Annotated in this window: 22 protein-coding genes; 12 read left to right on the top strand and 10 right to left on the bottom strand. The window is 40.9% G+C overall.

Annotated elements, in window-relative coordinates; translation table 11 throughout:
- Positions 1 to 242 precede the first annotated feature (242 nt).
- From IQ236_RS12475 to IQ236_RS28035, 4 genes are read right to left on the bottom strand one after another with little or no spacing between them, the layout of a single operon-like run.
- Positions 243 to 815 (bottom strand): Uma2 family endonuclease, encoded by a 573-nt coding sequence (locus IQ236_RS12475; RefSeq protein ID WP_193869554.1) that lies wholly within the window; start codon positions 813 to 815, stop codon positions 243 to 245.
- A 17-nt stretch (positions 816 to 832) separates the two neighbouring features.
- Positions 833 to 1,084 (bottom strand): hypothetical protein, encoded by a 252-nt coding sequence (locus tag IQ236_RS12480; RefSeq protein ID WP_193869555.1) that lies wholly within the window; start codon positions 1,082 to 1,084, stop codon positions 833 to 835.
- Positions 1,085 to 1,115: 31 nt separating this feature from the next.
- Positions 1,116 to 1,313 carry a CHAT domain-containing protein gene (locus IQ236_RS28325; protein ID WP_193869556.1) on the bottom strand — a complete coding sequence of 66 codons (198 nt, stop codon included), beginning with the start codon at positions 1,311 to 1,313 and terminating at the stop codon, positions 1,116 to 1,118.
- A gap of 39 nt (positions 1,314 to 1,352) precedes the next feature.
- A complete protein-coding gene (locus tag IQ236_RS28035) occupies positions 1,353 to 1,475 on the bottom strand; it encodes a hypothetical protein (protein ID WP_265578685.1) in 123 nt (40 codons plus the stop codon).
- Between the two features lie 8 nt (positions 1,476 to 1,483).
- On the opposite strand from IQ236_RS28035, the gene IQ236_RS12490 reads away from it, so the two are divergent.
- On the top strand, positions 1,484 to 2,122 hold the full coding sequence (locus IQ236_RS12490; protein ID WP_193869557.1) for a DNA-3-methyladenine glycosylase: 639 nt from the start codon (positions 1,484 to 1,486) through the stop codon (positions 2,120 to 2,122).
- A 47-nt stretch (positions 2,123 to 2,169) separates the two neighbouring features.
- The gene (locus IQ236_RS12495) at positions 2,170 to 5,205 is read left to right on the top strand and encodes a UPF0182 family protein (RefSeq protein WP_193869558.1); all 3,036 of its coding nucleotides are present in this window, start codon (positions 2,170 to 2,172) and stop codon (positions 5,203 to 5,205) included.
- 78 nt (positions 5,206 to 5,283) lie between these two features.
- Here IQ236_RS12495 and IQ236_RS12500 read toward each other — a convergent pair whose 3' ends face one another.
- Positions 5,284 to 6,024 (bottom strand): creatininase family protein, encoded by a 741-nt coding sequence (locus tag IQ236_RS12500; RefSeq protein ID WP_190515769.1) that lies wholly within the window; start codon positions 6,022 to 6,024, stop codon positions 5,284 to 5,286.
- 509 nt (positions 6,025 to 6,533) lie between these two features.
- Between IQ236_RS12500 and IQ236_RS12505 the strand changes: the two genes are divergently transcribed.
- The 3 genes from IQ236_RS12505 (at position 6,534) to IQ236_RS12515 (ending at position 11,888) form a co-directional block, all read left to right on the top strand.
- Positions 6,534 to 7,274, top strand: coding sequence for a winged helix-turn-helix domain-containing protein (locus IQ236_RS12505; RefSeq protein ID WP_193869559.1), 741 nt, complete (start codon positions 6,534 to 6,536; stop codon positions 7,272 to 7,274).
- A 143-nt stretch (positions 7,275 to 7,417) separates the two neighbouring features.
- A complete protein-coding gene (locus IQ236_RS12510; RefSeq protein WP_228041585.1) occupies positions 7,418 to 9,736 on the top strand; it encodes a PhoX family protein in 2,319 nt (772 codons plus the stop codon).
- A gap of 163 nt (positions 9,737 to 9,899) precedes the next feature.
- On the top strand, positions 9,900 to 11,888 hold the full coding sequence (locus IQ236_RS12515; RefSeq protein ID WP_193869573.1) for an iron uptake porin: 1,989 nt from the start codon (positions 9,900 to 9,902) through the stop codon (positions 11,886 to 11,888).
- A 96-nt stretch (positions 11,889 to 11,984) separates the two neighbouring features.
- On the opposite strand, the gene IQ236_RS12520 is transcribed toward IQ236_RS12515, so the two are convergent.
- Both IQ236_RS12520 and IQ236_RS12525 read right to left on the bottom strand, forming a co-directional pair.
- A complete protein-coding gene (locus tag IQ236_RS12520; RefSeq protein ID WP_193869560.1) occupies positions 11,985 to 12,305 on the bottom strand; it encodes a cupin domain-containing protein in 321 nt (106 codons plus the stop codon).
- Positions 12,306 to 12,317: 12 nt separating this feature from the next.
- Complete coding sequence (locus IQ236_RS12525) at positions 12,318 to 13,169, bottom strand: alpha/beta hydrolase (protein ID WP_193869561.1); 852 nt, start codon at positions 13,167 to 13,169, stop codon at positions 12,318 to 12,320.
- Positions 13,170 to 13,257: 88 nt separating this feature from the next.
- Here IQ236_RS12525 and petM point away from each other — a divergent pair, with 88 nt between their 5' ends.
- Entirely contained in the window at positions 13,258 to 13,359 is a 102-nt protein-coding gene (gene petM / locus IQ236_RS12530; protein ID WP_193869562.1) for a cytochrome b6-f complex subunit PetM, read from the top strand.
- A gap of 340 nt (positions 13,360 to 13,699) precedes the next feature.
- Here petM and IQ236_RS27735 read toward each other — a convergent pair whose 3' ends face one another.
- Genes IQ236_RS27735 through IQ236_RS12540 form a run of 3 tightly spaced genes read right to left on the bottom strand, consistent with a single transcriptional unit; the run spans position 13,700 to position 15,000 of the window.
- Entirely contained in the window at positions 13,700 to 13,864 is a 165-nt protein-coding gene (locus tag IQ236_RS27735; RefSeq protein ID WP_228041586.1) for a hypothetical protein, read from the bottom strand.
- Entirely contained in the window at positions 13,842 to 14,315 is a 474-nt protein-coding gene (locus IQ236_RS27740; protein WP_228041587.1) for a hypothetical protein, read from the bottom strand. The genes IQ236_RS27735 and IQ236_RS27740 overlap by 23 nt, the downstream gene beginning before the upstream one ends.
- Positions 14,316 to 14,334: 19 nt before the next feature.
- Positions 14,335 to 15,000, bottom strand: a complete 666-nt coding sequence (locus IQ236_RS12540; RefSeq protein WP_193869563.1) for a Uma2 family endonuclease — start codon at positions 14,998 to 15,000, stop codon at positions 14,335 to 14,337.
- Between the two features lie 49 nt (positions 15,001 to 15,049).
- Between IQ236_RS12540 and IQ236_RS12545 the strand changes: the two genes are divergently transcribed.
- From IQ236_RS12545 to IQ236_RS12570, 6 genes are all read left to right on the top strand, one after another.
- Positions 15,050 to 15,349, top strand: a complete 300-nt coding sequence (locus IQ236_RS12545) for a hypothetical protein (RefSeq protein ID WP_228041588.1) — start codon at positions 15,050 to 15,052, stop codon at positions 15,347 to 15,349.
- A gap of 459 nt (positions 15,350 to 15,808) precedes the next feature.
- Positions 15,809 to 15,973 carry a CopG family transcriptional regulator gene (locus IQ236_RS12550; RefSeq protein ID WP_228041589.1) on the top strand — a complete coding sequence of 55 codons (165 nt, stop codon included), beginning with the start codon at positions 15,809 to 15,811 and terminating at the stop codon, positions 15,971 to 15,973.
- 148 nt (positions 15,974 to 16,121) lie between these two features.
- Entirely contained in the window at positions 16,122 to 16,532 is a 411-nt protein-coding gene (locus IQ236_RS12555; protein WP_193869565.1) for a hypothetical protein, read from the top strand.
- Entirely contained in the window at positions 16,532 to 16,828 is a 297-nt protein-coding gene (locus IQ236_RS12560) for a hypothetical protein (RefSeq protein ID WP_193869566.1), read from the top strand. The genes IQ236_RS12555 and IQ236_RS12560 overlap by 1 nt, the downstream gene beginning before the upstream one ends.
- Before the next feature lie 179 nt (positions 16,829 to 17,007).
- Positions 17,008 to 17,988 (top strand): SDR family oxidoreductase, encoded by a 981-nt coding sequence (locus tag IQ236_RS12565; RefSeq protein ID WP_193869567.1) that lies wholly within the window; start codon positions 17,008 to 17,010, stop codon positions 17,986 to 17,988.
- A 134-nt stretch (positions 17,989 to 18,122) separates the two neighbouring features.
- Positions 18,123 to 19,040, top strand: a complete 918-nt coding sequence (locus tag IQ236_RS12570; protein ID WP_072718798.1) for an NAD(+) kinase — start codon at positions 18,123 to 18,125, stop codon at positions 19,038 to 19,040.
- Positions 19,041 to 19,062 lie beyond the last annotated feature (22 nt).

Below are 19,062 nucleotides of genomic sequence, written 5' to 3' on the forward strand. Positions count from 1 at the left end.
TTTGCAGGGCTGCGGGAAATATCCTAGCCACTGGATTTTTACTGCCAGATTTAATCTTAGTCAATAAGTGTGCCACATAAAGTGTCCAGATGCTAGTCTAATGGTTCAGTTGCTTAGAGGAAGAGGGTTTGAGGCGATGGGAAGCGTGATAAGGGTTCCTGGGGAAATTGATTAGCCTTGGCCCTGTCATGATGGGTAGCCAATATTTAAGGATTGTCTATTAATTAATTGTTGAGGAAAATTTAAAAGCTTAACCAACTGAATAATTGATTAACGGATAACTGATAATTTTTTAATCTATCCAAAATGGGTAAAATTTGTTCTCCTTCAAAGACTTCCGGTTCTTGTTTGGGTTTAAAAACTAATACTAATCGTTCTTGCGGGTCAATTAACCAACCGAGTTGGGTTTGATGCTTTAAACAAAATAAAATATTATTAATCACACGGGTTGTGTTTTGTTCTGGCGATAATATTTCAATTGTCCAATCTGGGGCAATCGTAACATCATTGGCAATTTCCCCTTGTTCATCTAAAGGGATATTTTGCCATTCAAAAACAACAATATCAGGAACAATGGAACGTCCACCAAAAGTACACCGTAACTCAGGGAAAGCACAAGCTAACTTTTTCACTTCACCAACTTCGCTAATGGCATCAATGAGACGTTTTTGAATACGACTATGTTTTCCTTTTGGCATTGGTTTTTGATAAACAACTCCGTTAATATATTCTTGGACGGGTTTGGTTTCCGGTTGGGTTAAAAACTCCTCTAAGGAGAGGGATTGAATTTGGGTTTTATGTTCAGTTTGTATCATAATTTTATTAGGATATTTCAAGGATTGATTTGAGGTTCGATGAGATTGGCAAAATAATTTAAGAAATTACCGTTATTTTGCCGATCATTTTCTATTGCTAAATCTGCATAAAGTCCCATTAACCCTAATAACTCTTTATTCCATAAATCTTGATGGGCTTTTAACAGGTTGATTTCTTCCCCTTCAGGACAGGTCAGCAAATCATGAATTAAATGATGATAATTTTGCTGTTGTTTCTGCCCAACAAATAACCCGTGAGTAGCAAACAATAGTTTTCCGCAAGATTTCTCGCCCCACACTTCAATAACTGATGCTGTAATCTTCTATTAATAATCGTCCGTTTTCTTGCGTTAACAATTGAAAGGGGAGCAGGTTTAAGTTGCTATCAGGGGCGATGATGAGTGACCTAACCCCCCCAGCCCCCCTTCCCTGCGAGGGAATGGGGGTGTGATCTTTCTCCCCTCGCCTTGCAGGAGAGGGGTTAGGGGGAGAGGTCAAACCCTAGTCAAATAGTCTTGACCTCACCCCGGACTCTAATTAATGGGCTGAACCATTCCCGTGATAGTTATCAGTATCATAGAAACCGTTTTTGGTTCCAAAGAACAGGCAGGAAAGGGTAAATAATACCGTTAATGCGGCTAAGACAAATTTAATATCCATTGTCGGTTATGAACTCAACTCGAACGCCTTTGATTGTAGACCCATCTGAGTTGGAGTATCCATCAACTCAGGTTGCACCTCAATTATTGGGGTGTACTTTGGTGCGACAACTCCCCACTGGAGAACAAATTCGAGGTTTAATTGTGGAAACAGAAGCCTATGGACTCAATGACCCCGCTTGTCACGCCTATCGTCGTCGAACCCCTCGAAATGCAGTGATGTTTGGCCCAGCAGGAATTAGTTATGTTTATTTTATTTATGGGATGTATTGCTGCTTAAATATTGTTACCGATTTAGAGGGCGTTCCCAGCGCCGTTTTAATTCGAGCTTTGCAGGTAGAGTCTCTTCCGATTTCTATTCTAGCGACCCTAGAACAAACCCAACCTTTAACCCCAAAACAAAGAATTCGTTTAGCTTCTGGCCCTGGGAAATTGTGTCGCCTATTGGATATTAATACTCAGTTTAATGGTTTACCGCTTCATCCTGACCAAGGGTTATGGTTAGAACATCGAACTTCACCTTTTCAACAGAGTTTAGAACAACAGCCCAATGCTATTATCCAAACCACACGCATTGGACTTTCTCAAGGACAGGAGCTACCTTGGCGATGGTATTTGGCTCATTGTCCATCCGTTTCTAAACTATAACAGGTTAAAATAGAACTTATTATTTTATCCTGCCAAACTTTAGCTACATGGTAACAAAAAATCAAGTTTTTAAAATAGGTTTAGGGGTATTAGGACTGGGATTTATTCTCGATCTCAGTGCTAAATTTATGGCTGAATTCTTCTGGTTTGAGGAAGTCGGTTATTTATCGGTTTTCAAACAACGATTAGTCACAGAAATTGGGTTAGCTGTATTAGGTTTATGTATTACCGCAGTTTGGTTGGGGGGAAATATAATAATTGCCCGACGTTATCAATATTTACCCGAACATTTACAAAGAAAACCCCCGGTTAATATTTTCGATATTTCTAATGAAAACTTATCTAAATTTGCATTAGGATTACCTTCTCTTTTATTCTTTATTCTGAGTTTATCTTTTTTCTTGGGTTTAATTGTTATCCACTATAGCCAGATTTTTATTAGTTATTGGCATTGGGATTCCAGTCAACCGCTATTTTCCAACCTCCCGGCTCAGTTTGAACCTCAAATTATTGAGAATTGGATTAAAAATTTTCAAGCTTATACTTGGAAACTTCCTGTTTTATTAACTTTGATGATTTCTATTTTATGGAAACCTTTAATTGTTTTTAGTTTATTAGCTTTAATCTTTAGTTTTGGGTTTAGCTTGGTCTTGTCGAGCCATTGGGCAAACGTTCTACAATATTTTAATCCAACTTCATTTAACCAAACAGAAAACTTATTAGGAAGAGATTTAAGCTTTTATGTCTTTAATTTACCCATTGTTCATCTTTTAGAATTTTGGTTAATGGGATTATTTTTAGTTAGTTTTATTAGTTGTAGTTTAATCTATTTACTTTCAGGGAATAGTCTGAGTAAAGGACGTTTTCCTAGTTTTTCACAACCTCAGCAACGTCATCTTCATGGATTAGGTGGACTGTTAATGCTCAATAGTGCAATGCGCTATTGGTTAGCTCGTTATGAACTTTTATATTCAAGTGACGGCGTAATTTTTGGGGCTGGCTATACCGATGTCAACATATTAAAGCCGGGTTATTTGCTATTATCTATACTTGCTTTAATTATTGCTATTTTTATGTTATGGCAAGCTGCATTTTCTGTGAAAAGAATTCGACCTTATATTGAAATACTATTAAGATATACTAAATTATATCGTTTTAAAAAACGTTCTAACTCAGCGAGGGATAAACTATTTGCTGATAGCTATTCTTTAAGAGCTATTTTTACTTGGTATTTAGGAATTGCAATTATAGTCACAGGTTTTATACCGGGTTTAGTTCAACGATTGATTGTTCAACCTAACGAACTAGAGCGGGAATTCCCTTATATTCAACGAAGTATTGAATATACCCGTAAAGGATTTAATTTAGATAAAATTAAGGTTGAAACTTTTGATCCAAATGCTCAACTAACCTACACCGATATTAGAAATAATAACTTAACCATTGATAATATTCGTCTTTGGGATAAACGACCTTTATTACAAACTAATCGTCAATTACAACAAATTCGTCTCTATTATGAATTTTCTGATGCAGATTATGATCGCTATTCTATCTTTAATCAAACTGCTTCAGGAGAATTAAGCACTAATTTACAAAAACAACAGGTACTAATTTCCCCCCGTGAATTAAATTATGAATTAGTTCCCGAAAAAGCTAAAACTTGGGTCAATAAACATTTAGTTTATACTCATGGTTATGGATTTACTTTATCTCCCGTTAATACCGTCGCCAATGGCGGACTTCCTGAATATTTTGTTAAAGATATTGGTGCTGATCCAGAATTAGATGAAGATACAACTTTACAAGTTTCTCCCCGAATTCGCAATCTTATTCCTATTGGTAAACCTCGAATTTATTATGGGTTACTGACCAATACTCAAATCATGACTTCAACCCAAGTTAAAGAACTTGATTTTCCCCTGGGAAATGAGAATGTTTATAACACCTATGATGGAGAAGGCGGAATTGTCATTGGAACTGGATGGAAACGCTGGTTATTTGCTTATTATTTAAAAAATTGGCAAATGTTATTTACCGATAACTTTACCTCAGAAACTAAATTCCTTTTCCGACGTAATATTTTAGATCGAGTTAAAGCGATCGCACCTTTTCTCCATTATGATAGTAATCCCTATTTAGTGGTTGCAGATGCGGATTTCGAGGATTCTGAATCAGATCCTCAAGCTCCATCCACTGATCACAACTATTTATATTGGATGATTGATGCCTATACAACCAGTAATTTTTATCCCTATTCTGACCCCGAAGAAGCCGGATTTAATTATATTCGTAATTCCGTTAAAATTATTGTAGATGCTTATAATGGAAAAATTAAATTTTATTATTTAGAACAAACTCAAGATCCAATAATATCGACACTCAGAAGAGTTTTTCCTAATTTATTCCATCCCATTGAAGAAATGCCAATTATGCTTCGCCAGCATATTCGTTATCCGGTGGATTTATTTACAATTCAATCTCAACATTTATTAACTTATCACATGAGTGATCCCATTGTTTTTTATAATCGAGAAGACCTCTGGCGGGTTCCCGTTGAAATTTATGGAGATCAACGACAAGCGGTTGAACCTTATTATTTAATTATGCGATTACCAACAGAAAGATCTGAAGAATTTATCCTCCTTCACCCCTTTACTCCCGCCAGTCGCAATAATTTAGTTGCGTGGTTAGCCGCACGTTCGGATTTAGAAAATTATGGTCATTTACTGTTATATCGTTTCCCGAAACAACGCTTAATTTTTGGCCCGGAACAAGTTGAAGCTTTAATTAACCAAGAACCGGATATTTCCGAACAAATTTCTCTTTGGAATCGTCAAGGATCACGGGTCATTCAAGGAAATTTATTAGTGATTCCCATTGAACAATCTTTGCTTTATGTTGAACCTTTATATTTAGAAGCAACTGAAAATAGTTTACCGACGTTAGTGCGAGTAATTGTAGCCAGTGAAAATCGAATTGTGATGCGACCCACCTTAGAACAAGCCTTAAGAGATGTCTTTCAAGCACCACCTATTATTCCACCTGAGAATATCGAATTACCTCAACCTCAACCGAGTTAAAGGAAATAGGGAATCAGGAACAATATTGGCTAACAATCATCGGGTAGCTCATGAATTTTTCTGATTCCCTATTCTCCTCTAATGTAAAAACTCTAAATAGCTTTGACTCAATTCTTTAACGGCTAATTCATAAAATTGTTGACCGTGTTCTGGAGTGGCTAACGCAGGATTAGACCCCATGCGACCATCGGGATAATGTTGACGAAAATCCTGTGCACCATAAATAGGATATCCTTTGGCGACGTCCGGTGTCAGGGGGGCTTGCTTAATCGCATCAGGATAAATATATTGGGTTAAAGCGACTTCGCTGGGTGTAGCATGGGAACCTTCTTGATCTCCATATAACTCTTTTGCTAATTTATAAACGGAGCTACACATAAACCAATTTCCCACTTGACATTTGACTTGATCAGCTTTAGGTAAATTGATATCTCCAACATGAGCGTAAGTTTCCGAAAAAGCGGCTTTCAGTGTGGCAATATTGCCTCCATGTCCGTTAATAAAAAAGTAGTGAGTAAACCCTACTTTCGTTAAACTTGTGATATAATCTTTGATTACCTGAATTAAGGTGGTTGGTCTAAGGCTGATTGTGCCTGGAAAGGCGGTGTGGTGTAACGCCATACCGACGTTGATAGTGGGGCTAACTAAAGCTTGGGTAGCTTCTCCAACTCCTTTGGCGATGGCTTCGGCGCAAATCGCATCCGTCCCGATCAATCCCGTTGGGCCATGTTGTTCTGTAGAACCAATGGGAATAATAATACCTGAAGAATGGGTCAGGTAAGTTTCGACTTCTTGCCAAGTGCTTAGATGCAGTAACATTATGTTAAGTTAAGTTAAAATCAATCTCTTTTATTGTAGCGATTTAATCTATCGGTTTGGATACCAAGACAGAGCGACGATAATCCCGCGAATTGAGGGATCAATCTATATCAATCCCTATCCTTTTCAAATTTTCATCTGATTAGAATAATTTAACCGAAAGATTACCCAAGCTTTACCTTGTGTTAACCTTCTCCTAATACGATAAAAGCCATCTCCACTAATTCAGATTCCAAACAACCAGGCAAATTGAGCGTGAACAATGCTTAAAAACCTAGAACCGAAGCCCAATCAGGATGAGTCTGACGACCCCCCCACCAAGCCCGGGGTAGGATTTGTTGTAGCAGTTCAATACCGGGATTCCCTCTGTGAAGGAATTCGCAACGGAGAACATATTTATGTTGGATGGTTAACACTCGGCTAACTCCTCAGAATGCCGAATGATGAGCAGCGACCCTTAATTGCTGCTTTCCCTACTCTGTTATCATCCAACACAACAAAATTTTTTTATGTTTTCTCCTGAATTAAGCGAGAGTGCTTCCCGTTCCGATGTCAGAAACAATGGTCAAATTTTACTGTTAGAAAACGAACAGCCTTGGCGGGAGATGCTTTCCCTGGCGTTAGAAGAACAAGGTTATCGTGTCATCGTGGCTTTGGATGGGCGAGATGCTCTGCCCTCAATCCAAAACCCGACTTCTGCCATCAGCGAATTTCCCTTTAACCTTTTAATCATGGACTCGATTAATGGGTTAGATCTGTGTCGTATGTTACGACATCAAGGAAATTCAGTCCCGATTTTAATTATTGGGTTGCGGGAAAGTGCCAATAATTCGGCTTTTTATTTAGAAGCAGGTGCCGATGACTATCTGACTAAACCCTTTGGAATTCGGGAATTTATGGCCCGTTGTCGGGCGTTAATGCGTCGTCAACGCCTCGGTCAACTCCCTGCACCCGTTATGTTGCAATATAAAGAAGTTATCCTGTATCCAGAAGAATGCCGCGTTTTGCTACGGGGCGAAGAGATTAAACTGTCCCCGAAACAGTTTCGGTTACTAGAACTTTTCATGAGTTATCCCCGGCGAGTTTGGTCACGAGAACAATTATTAGATATTATCTGGGGACAGGATTTTATTGGAGATAGTAAAACCGTTGATGTTCATATTCGTTGGTTACGAGAAAAATTAGAACTAAATCCTAGCAAACCCGAATATATTATTACGGTTCGGGGGTTTGGTTATCGATTAGGTTGATATTCTCAGGTCTGAAGACAACTGAATTTGTTTTGAATTAACAAACTGAAACAATTTTAATTAACCGTTCAGCACTATCCCCATGAATGATGGCATCCCTTTAAATCCTCCCTTTTATTCAATAAAATGGGGGTTATTATTTTATGCTTATTTATCATCATGAAACTTCTCCAACTCAATCATCAATACCGCTTAAAAGTTTTATGTCTCTGAAGCGCCGTGATTTTCTATTCTTATTTTCTGCCAGTTTTACGACAGTAGCAGTCGGATCTTGCCAGAAGTCCACCAAATTACCTTTGATGGAGTCATTTTCGCCCCCCAAAAGTTCCCCATCCTTACCTTTCAAACCGATGAAAGGGCCATTACCAAATGCCTATGATTTAGTTAATCCGGCTCACCTCTCTGAATCTACCCATCTCGTCAGTGTTCCTCCTATCTCCAATCAAATTCAAGCCTACAGCACCTATGAAGTTGTAGATGATTTAGTTCTACCCGAAGGATTTACTTATGATGTTATTGCCAGTTGGGGGGACAAAGTAGGAAATTCTCGGTTTGGATATAACAATGATTATGTTGCCTTTGTAGCAACCGGAGAAAATGAAGGTTTTTTGACCGTTAATTTTGAGTATATTAGTTCGGGGATTTGGTTTGAAACCTATGAACAGGTCATTGGAAAACCGTTATCTTTTAAAAAAATTCAGTCCTTAACTCAAAATCAAAAAATTAATGCGTTTGCATTACCTGAAAAAGATTTATTACGACAGGAAATTGTACAACTATCCCAAGAAGGATTAATTGATTTAGGGATGGGGGTAATTTCTGTTCAGCGTCAAGCCGATGGCCGTTGGGTGCGAACCTATTCCCCAAATGATCGACGAATTACCGGACTCTCAGGGTGGAAAGATCAACATGATTTAAAAGCGACAGGGCCAGCCGTTGCTATATTTCGTAAAAAAGGCAAGGGGTACAGTGATCCCTTCGGGGAAAAAATTATTGGGACTTTTAGTAATTGTGCTGGAGGAACAACGCCTTGGGGAACGGTTTTGAGTGCGGAAGAAAATTTCCAAAGTTATGTCCCTGAAGCGGTTTATCCCGATGGAACTGCTTATCATCCCAGTGAAACCCCCTTTATATTAGAAAAAATGGAGGGTTTAGGAAATGTTTTTGGACTGGCTGGGAATAAATATGGTTGGATTGTGGAAGTTGATCCCACGAATCCACAGGATTATGGGACAAAACATACTTGGCTCGGACGTTATCGCCATGAGGCGGTTGGGGTGCGGGTGGTAGTGGGTCAACCCTTAGCATTTTATTCAGGATGCGATCGCCAAAGCGGACACTTATATAAATTTGTCAGTAAAAACACTGTTAAAAATATCCAGGATAAAAAAAATTCCCAGTTATTATCCGAGGGGATGTTGTACGCGGCTCAATTTAATCCTGATGGTACAGGTCGCTGGATTCCTTTAAAAGCTGATACCACCGTAAATCCCGATCTGCCTGATGTTCATGCAGGAGGAGTGATTAGTTTACCCCAACGACCTGATGGGGGCAGTTTTGTCGCTAAAACCAAGGAAGATATTCAACGCTTTAAGCAACGCTTTAAAACCCTTGGCGATTTATATACCGGAAATTCAGAAGAGCAACAAGGCGCGATTTTAATTGATGCTCACTTAGCCGCGAGTGCTGTTGGAGCAACCTGTACGGCTCGACCGGAAGATATAGAAGTTGAGCCAGATGGGGCCTTATTTATTGCGTTTACGTCCGGTGAGGCGAATGCTGAAACAGGGGGGCCTAACCTACAGATTTTTAAACATCCTGCTCAAGAAAAACCCTATCAATACGGATGGGTGATGCGTTTAGTAGAAGAGGGGAATGTCCCCCAGGCGATGACCTTCCGATGGCAAATGTTCGCCACCGGAGGAGAAGTCGCTGAAGGGGGGTTAGGGTTTTCCAACCCCGATAATTTAGCCCTCGATGCCGCTGGGAATTTATGGATGGTAACGGATATTGCCACCAGTAAACACAATCAACCCGTTACCCAAGGTCGTTTGGATGAGAACCAACAACCTTTAGAGGGAAAGGATTTATTAGGGGTGTATGGCAATAATTCCGTTTGGTTTTTGCCAACCTCTGGGGACGCTGCGGGTCAAGCCTTTTTATTTGCCATCGGGCCAATGGAATCTGAAATGACGGGGCCGTTTTTTACCCCGGATCAAAAAACCCTATTTATGGCGGCTCAACATCCGGGTGAGTTACATCGGACTCGTCAGAATATGGCAACAAAAACACTTCAATTTGCATTGCAAACTACCGAGGGAGAAGAGTTTATGCAAACTCGTCAGGTTCCTGTCGGATCGAACTGGCCCACTAAGAAACCCAATGACCCCCCTAAGCCATCAGTTGTGGCAATTCGACGGATCAATTCTCAACCCCTTGTTGAGAAGCGAAACCCGGTCTAAGCCAAGCTTCTACTGATAGAATTAAGTTGAAAATCAACCTTGACTTTGTGTTTACCTACTTGACGCAGGAGAAACTCTAGTTAAGATATGATACTATTGGTTCAATCGAGCTGGGGACTCCCTTGCTTCAGGTATTTTAAGTGTCGGTGTGAGAATTGAGATGATGAACAAAGTTTTATTGAACACTCTAAAGCAGAGTCCGGGCGTTCTGGGAGCGGCCCTTCTCTTAACCAATGCAGCCTTAGCAACTGAGGCGACCTCGGAGAAGTTGGCAAATGCAGCAGATCCGGCTTCAATCACCATCGAAGCTGCCCGTGCTGTTGCCCCGTCTGGACAAAATACTGATTTGCAACATCAAGCCAATTCCGAGTCATCCGCAGAGCAACTGGCTCTGTCAGTGGCTCCTGATGCTGATGTTGCCGTTGAACCTACTAATCTGGTCAATGGTGAGTCTCCGACTCAGATGGAACCGCAGACTGTTGCCACGGCTCAACCTATCACCAGCCCGAAGAGTGAATTCGTGAGTGCGTCCTCAGAGGCTTCAGTACCGCTACAAACTGCTCAAGCTTCTGAGTTCCAAGTCGCTCAGATGGAAGCGGTTGAATCCCCGGAAACCCAAGGATTAGGTTTAGAACAGATTAATGAGTATTCTGAGGTCACTGATGCCCTAGAACAAGTGACATCGGTTTCTCAATTATCTGACGTTCAACCCACGGACTGGGCTTTCCAAGCCTTACAGTCCCTGGTTGAACGCTACGGTTGTATCGCGGGTTATCCCGATGGCACCTATAAAGGCAACCGTGCCATGACCCGTTACGAGTTCGCGGCGGGTTTAAATGCCTGTTTAGAACGGGTTAACGAACTGATTGCGGCTTCTGTCGCTAACTTAGTCACCCGTGAAGATTTAGCCGTCCTGCAACGCTTACAAGAAGAGTTTGCAGCCGAATTGGCAACTTTGCGCGGTCGCGTTTATGCCTTAGAAGCAAGAACCGCAGAATTAGAAGCGAATCAGTTCTCGACCACCACCAAACTGCGTGGGGAAGTGATCTTCTGGATGGGTGATGCGGCCGGCGATCGGGCGACTAACAACGTTGTGGGTAACTTTGCCCCCGAAGATAGCGATCCTACCGAGGCCTATTTCGGCTATCGGGCTCGTTTAAACTTTGATACCAGCTTTACTGGACAAGATTTATTAAGAACCCGGTTAGAAGCTAAATCCATTCCTAACCTTGCTAACTACGACATCACCAATACCTTGATGAGTCGTACCGCCATTGATGGTGTCAACAACGGCATTGTTTTAGATGACTTGTACTATCGCTTCCCCGTCTCCAATGGCAAAGGTCAAGTCTACGTCGGGGCCAATGGTCTTGACTTAGATGATATTTATGACTATGTAACTCCCTTCGGTGGTTCTGGGGATGGTGCCGTGTCCCGCTTTGGTCGCTATAACCCAACGACCTTCCGTGGCCCGGAAGGAACTGGGGTGGCTCTGAAATATGCCTTCAATGACAAATTCAAACTGAACTTAGGTTACTTAGCCAGCCAAGCTGAATACGCTGATCAAGGTCGTGGCTTGTTCAATGGCGGTTACAGCACAGGTCTACAATTGCTGTTTAACCCCAGTCCTAAGATTGGTGTTTCTTTGGAATATAACCACCGCTACTTCTCCTCTGATGACATGGCGTCTACTTCATCATTGATCAGTGGAGGTACGGGTAGCTGGATTGCCAATAGACCCTTTGGTGACAATTCCACAACAACGGAAAACTTAGGGTTCCAAGCCAACTGGCGTCTCTCCAAAAACTTTGAGTTAGGTGGCTGGTTTGGTTCAACCTGGGCAGATCAAAAACAAGGTGGTAATAATACCGCAACCATCATAAACTGGGCGGTCACCTTGGCATTCCCTGATGTCTTCAAAGAAGGTGGCTTAGGTGGTTTAATTGTGGGTATGCCTCCCCAAGTGACCAGCCACGATATCAGTGCTTTAGAGGATAAAGATACCTCAATTCATATTGAAGGGTTCTATCGTTATCCCATCAACGACTACATCGCCATTACTCCAGGCTTCTATGTCGTAACTAACCCGGATCATAACAGCGACAACAGTACGATTGTTGTCGGAACACTGCGGACTCAATTCCGCTTCTAAAGGGAAAGGGTTCCCATCAATCCTGTATGAATCTTAAATAGAGAAGAAACCCGGTTTTCCTCTCTATTTTTTTTGTGCTTATTAGAAATGTTTATACTAATGATCTTCTGGGATAGATAGGGTCAGTAAAAAGGCTAAATTAGACTCGGCTTTTAACCCATGGGGAGCGTTAGCAGCCATGAAAATAAAAACTCCGGGTTCTAATCGAATTTCTTCGCCATTTAACGTTAAAATTCCTTGTCCTTCTAAAACTTGAACTGTTGCATTTCGACTAGAGGTATGTTCAGAAATATCCGTTCCTTCTGCTAAACAAAATAAGGTATATTGACAAATATTATCTTTCCAAATCACCGAACTTAAAATCCCCTTGTCTGAGTATTGAATTTTATCCTGTAAATTCCAAACCGTTTGACTCATGGTTTCCTCCTTTTAGCTGAGTTGATAAGTTTGCAAAAAGTCTTGAATAGTTTGATAGATTAAATAAGCTTGTTCTGGGGAAAAGTTGCCATGTCCTGCCCCTGTTAAGGTTAATAATTGATTAGGAACCCTAAAGTCATCTAACTTTTGGTGCATTTTAACTGCTTGTTGATAGGGAACTAACTCATCTCGGTTCCCATGAATTGTTAACAGAGGGGGTAATCCAAAGCGAACATAATGAATCGGGGAAATTTTATTAGCTAATTCCTCAATATTAGGTTGTTGTCCAAACCAAAGAACTGCATAATCTTTGCGATTAATCCCGCTTAGAATATCGTTAACATCCATAATCCCAAATAGATTAATAATCGCTGCAATATTTAATTCAGTTAAATCCTCTGGTTTTTGATGATCGCTTATTTTGACCCCTTGATCAAATCCAGCAGAATTTGGTAAAATACTGCATAAAGTTGCTAAATGTCCTCCGGCGGAACCGCCAATCACAACAATTTTATTACGGTCAAATTGATATTCATCAGCATGGGAAAAAACCCAACGTAATGCACAACAAACATCTTCAACCGCCGCCGGAGCTAAAGCTACAGCCCCTAAACGATATTCAACATTAACTATAGACCATCCTTGAGTTAAAAATGGAATCAATTGTGGGACAATTTCTTCCTTATTTCCTGATATCCACCCCCCTCCATGAATAGCAACTAAGGTTTTATTTTTTCCTCTTAGGTTTCTGGGTTTATAGATATCCAGATGAACCGTAACATCGTTGATTCGGCGATAAGCAATATTGGGATAAACTTCTATCCCCTCAAAAAATAAACGTCCCAGTTCAGCAAAATTGGACATAAATCAAGTTTAGCATTCAAACTACTATAGTCGGTGTCACCCATCCGATACAATAAGCCTTAATTATCATCAATGGAGATGCAATATTATGGCTGGAGAAATCTTCTCAACCGCCTTTGTCTGTTTTTCTTTAATTCTCGTCGGTCTCGGTGGTGGCTTTCTGTTACTGAAAATCCAAGGCGGAGAATAGGGGAGTAGGAGGAGCCGAGGGAGCCGGGGAGGTGGGAGAAAATAGGTTTTTGGCCTGTACCTTTATTTCCTCTGTTTCCTCTGACTCCTCAACCGTCAACAGTCTAACTGGGATAGTCAGCAATGCTCGGTGGGTGACAAATATCTGGATAAAACCCCGCACCCAATCAATCACCTCGCCTACTTCAGCAATTATCGCCTTTGCTGCGTCTAAATCTTCTGCCTGAGACGCATGATAGTGCGCTCTGATTAAGGGCTGAATATCCTCAATATTTTGCCATTCAGATTTAGGTTTGAGCGGAATACTGATATAATAACTATAAGCTTGACGATGAGCTATACTAACATTTTTTTTCAGGGTTTTGATTCAATAAGCGATCGCCTTTTTCTTGGACTAGGGGATGCAATTGATAGGATTCCCGTTGGTAATCATAATATAGCAATTGCCGACGCTTGAGAGCCAGGATAATATTTTCTTTGAGTTCATATTGACTCACTTCCGGCATTTGAGTAGCAATTGCAGCAAAAGATAGGGGATATTCTGAAGTTTGATAGACAGAAATTCGGCTCAGACAAGTTTGCTCTTGTGCGATTTACCCAATTTCTTACGGGGGGTAAATTTTCAGGGAGGGGGAAGTTTTTATCACTTTCAGAGTCTAAAGAGATATCTGCGTAGGCGTAGCCAGCCGCAGGCATCACGGCGGCTAAAAGTGGTTCTGTTTTCTTAATTTTATAGCCTTCAGCTATGTATTCCCAGTTTTCTATTTCTACTGCTTTGCAAATATTGATAAAGTTCTCTCGTCTAATTCCTATTCTAGCCCAAAACCGCTTTAAGGTAGCTGTTAAAACTAAAGCAGCGAGACACCAAGCATCTTCAGTTTTATTCCATCCGAGATTGCGCCTTACCATGTCAATGATTTTTAGCCCTTCTTCAGATGCCCTGAGTAAACCCGCCATTCCGCAACCTCTTACTGATTCAATTTGCTGTTGGAATTTGACTTTTTACCCACTCACGGAATAAGCCAATCCAAGCATTTTCCCTAGTCGTTTTCTTGAGTTCCAAAAAGTGCATAATGTCAGTTTGAGAAAGAAAGGGAAAAGTAGGAGAGTTATCAGTTTCTCTGTAAGATTCTCCTTCTAATTGATAGAATGTTATATTTTTTCCATCATACCGCCAAACTTCCGGCACCCGAAACGCTTTATAAAGTTCTAATTGATTAATAGAGCTACTGGTAATATCAATTTCAATAATTAAATCCGGTGGTGGGTCTTGTTGCAGGTCAATTTGCTCTTTATCCCAGACTAAAGATTCATTTTGGATATAGTAACATTGATCGGGTTCAAAACCTCTGTTTAAATCTTGACGTTGGCAAGTTCTCGAACCCAAACTCCTCACTTCAATATTTAATTCTTCAGTCAGAGTTTCTACCAAACGGCCTAATAGTTTTTTGTTACCTTCATGGGGATCTAAAGGTGTCATAATTTCTAGTAAACCTTGGTCATAAGTTAAGCGAATCCCCGGCTGTTCCGCTAAATCTTGTAACAGTAATTGATAGGTTTGCCAACTAATATTTTTCAAAAGAACATGATCCGCAAGGGGACTTTGTTTCTCTTGGGGTGGCTGAATCAGGGTGGCTGTCATCTTCGATACTTGCCCGACAGTGCGCGATCGCAACGATTATATCATGCTAATGAAACTTCGGCAATCATATAAAGGGTTAGTAATAGTGGGTGAAGATCCTACAGATATGAATACTGAAAAACCTAGTGAGACTTATCAACCTGATAATTTTCTGATGGCTGTACGCCCCGAAAAAGAAAACCCAGTCACATTCCGAAATATTTCAGTGAATCCTGATAATTCGATAGTGGAATTTCCTGTTAACCCTACTTTTTTGGGTTATCCCCGCCTAGGAATTAAAATGACTGAACTTTCGTCTCAAATTCGAGATGAAATTAATCAGAATGGGAGTTTACCTTCTATCAGTTAAAGTTAGTCCTGAGTGTTGTGTAACCCAGGAGGAATTAAATCAACAACAATCCCCGCCACAGTAATAATAAATGTGATCAGATGACACTTTACGAAAGCCATTATAATAATAGACATTCTTACCTTCACTCCTACTGATGTCAATCAAGATGGTATTGCAGACACGATTATTCAGTACACAGAAACTAACGAAATTATAGGTGTTTATACAAACATCTTTGGTGTCGTCATCAACACACAGCCAGACATTGTGAAAAATGCCTTATTTACTATACCCCTGAACGATCCAATCATGCAGATAGGATGACGCTGTAGGATAGTTACCCCATAGTTCTATCATAGTAATATTAGCGATCGCCTTTTCCCAAAAAGCGCGATCGCCCTGTCCATTCTAAAATTTACTCTTTTTACAACTCATGGTATAATTAGATAACAATATTTCTAACTACTAACTACTAAAATGGCGCAAGCTAAAGAAATTTTAATTTCCTTACCAACATCGCTAGTAAAATTTATTGAAAGCTACAAAATTACCAAAGGATGCCAATCGCCTTCCCGAGTAATTGAATTAGCCTTAGAATTATTACAAAACCAAGACCTAGAAGAATCTTATAGACAAGCATAAGAGTGAAATTGACTCCGCTTGGGATATAACAGTTGCCGATGGATTAACAGATGAAACGTGGTGAAATTTACTACGCGATCAACCTTTTTCGAGTTCGAGATGACTGATGATAGGATTAAATCAAAGCAGTGCAAGCTAATTCATATAAATGACAGACCAAACTAGACAAGAAATAGCTAGACGACTAGCTAGAGAACTAGCATTAAGAACAGTCATTTCACCTATAAGACCCGGGCAAGGCTTTCAAACCTTTGGTGAATTTAAAAAAACGATGGGGGTGGCAGGATCGGGTTTAGCGTGGCATCATATCGTTGGGCAAACAACATCAAATTTACAGAGATTTGGGGCCCAAGCAATACACAATACAGGCAATCTCGTGCGACTCGAACACGGTACGGGGTCAATTCATCAGGAGATTACCAATTTCTATAACTCCGTCCAACCTGAACTAACGGCTACGGACTGTGTAACAGTTAGAGGATGGCTGAGCACTCAATCTTTTGCAGAACAACAAGACTTTGGCATTAGAGTTATTATAGCTTTTGGAGGTACTGTTTAATGCTGACACTAGATATCCAATCAATTCTCAATTTTATTCCCAATGAAATTAGCTGGCAAGACATCGTACAGTTTGAAAAACTAGATGATCGCGTTACCATAGCCAATGACCTTTGTGCCAATATTATTGGTGTAAATGAAGGGACTATCGAATGGTGTCCTAATGAAAATCCTCCCGATCATTTAGAAAAACTGGTTTGGTGGTGGGTTGTCCGTCCCGATTTAGGAGCGGCGATTGCCAAAGAAGCTCCTCAAGAACTCAAAAATATTATCAGTCAATACATTTTGCAAAATTGACAAAAACTAACATGAATCAAACTTCTACAGTTACAATCAGCAATACATCTTATCAAACCCTTTGACAGTTCAAGACAGGATCTACAGGGCCAACCTTCAAATTTTTGTAAAGTTTTGTAAAAAAATGTGAGAATGTTTGATACCATACTTAATAAACTTTAAGCTTCAAACTGATATTCATGACTTTATTAATTGTCGGTGCGACTGGGACATTGGGGAGACAGGTGGCGCGACGGGCGCTTGATGAAGGGTATACCGTGCGTTGTTTAGCACGCAGTTACCGCAGAGCCGCGTTTTTAAAGGAATGGGGGGCAGAACTGGTTCCAGGGGATTTATGCGAACCGGAAAGCTTAAAAGCTGCATTAGAAGGCGTAACAGCCGTTATTGATGCTGCAACCGCCCGTCCTACAGATTCATTAGGGATTAAACAAGTAGACTGGGAAGGGAAAGTGGCTCTAATTCAAGCCGCAGCCCAGGCGGGAGTTCAACGATTTGTATTCTTTTCGTTTTTGGATGCCGAGAAATATCCTCAAGTGCCTTTATTAGAAATCAAGCGCTGTACCGAACTATTTTTAGCTGAGTCCGGTTTAAAATACACCATTCTAAGACCTTGTGGATTTTTTCAAGGGTTAATTGGTCAATATGCCATCCCCATTTTAGATCAACAAGCGGTTTGGGTTCCGGGGGTCAGTTCTCCCGTTGCCTATATGGATACCCAAGATATTGCTAAATTTGCAGTTAAGGCCTTATCCGTCCCTGAAACTGAAAATAGAAGTTTCCCGGTAGTGGGTTCCAAAGCTTGGACGGCTGAGGATATTATTGCGTTGTGTGAACGGCTCTCTAACAAACAAGCTAAAATTACCCGTACCCCAACGGAAATCCTGCGTCTATTCCGCCAAGTTACCCGTTGGTTTCAGTGGACTGGGAATGTGTCTGACCGTCTGGCTTTTGCGGAAGTGTTAGCCAATGGTCAATCCCTAGAAGCATCAATGGATGAAACCTATGAAGTTTTTGGCATTGATCCCCAGGAAATCAGCACCTTAGAGTCTTATCTGCAAGAATACTTTAGTCGAATTATGAAAAAACTTAAAGAATTAGAATATGAACAGGAAAAGCTCAAAAAACGCAAAAAAAGGAGCAATCCCTTCAAGCCCCTCTAACTCAACGCAATCGCCCAAAGACAGGGTATGCTTTAACCATCGTTAAAATTTTGTCTCCGATCAGAATTGGGATGTCCATCCTGGTTCTGAGACAGACTCTAATTCTGTTTAAACCCAATTTAACAAAACTTCGCGTGTCAAAAGTAGGGATTATTTACAATGACGCAAAACCCGCCGCTTGTCGTGCTGCGACCGAGATCAAAGACAAGTTAAAAGGGCGGGGGATGAAGGTTTGCACGGCACCCGGAACAGGGGGAATACTCGGTTATGCCACTCAACCTCATCCTTTACACCGAACTCCCATTGATAAAATTGCCCCTCCCGATTTTGATCAGGAGATGATGTTTGCGATTGTTCTCGGTGGGGATGGTACAGTTCTCTCAGCATCTCGGATACTGGCCCCTCAAGGCATTCCTTTGTTGGCGGTGAATACAGGTCACATGGGATTTTTAACGGAAACCTACCTGAATCAACTGCCTCTGATCTTAGAACAAGTTCTCGAAGGAAACTATATTGTTGAAAATCGCACGATGATTGCGGTTGAGGTGTGTCAGGCAGACCAAGTGCTGTGGGAAGCGTTATGTTTGAATGAAATGGTACTGCATCGGGAGCCCATGACCTGTATGTGCCATTTTGAAATCAAAATTGGTCGTCATGCTCCGGTGGATATTGCCGCCGATGGGGTGATTATTTCGACTCCGACGGGTTCAACCGCTTATTCCTTATCCGCCGGAGGTGCGGTGGTAACACCGGGGGTAGAAGTGCTGCAATTACTGCCCATCTGTCCCCATTCTCTGGCTTCACGGGCTTTAATTTATGGGGAAACCGAACCCGTAATTATTTATCCGGCTAGTCCAAATCAGTTAGTGATGGTGGTGGATGGTAATGGGGGTTGTTATGTTCTTCCTGAATATCAGGTGAGAGTTAAGCGATCGCCCTATCATGCTAAGTTTATTCGCCTCCATCCTCCCGAATTTTTCCAAGTTCTCCGCGAAAAATTAGGCTGGGGACTGCCTCATATTGCCAAACCCACTTCTGTAGAATTACCCTAGGGGGAGGAGAGGGGGACAAGGG

The organism is Planktothrix mougeotii LEGE 06226 (genome assembly GCF_015207485.1).
GTDB lineage: Bacteria > Cyanobacteriota > Cyanobacteriia > Cyanobacteriales > Microcoleaceae > Planktothrix.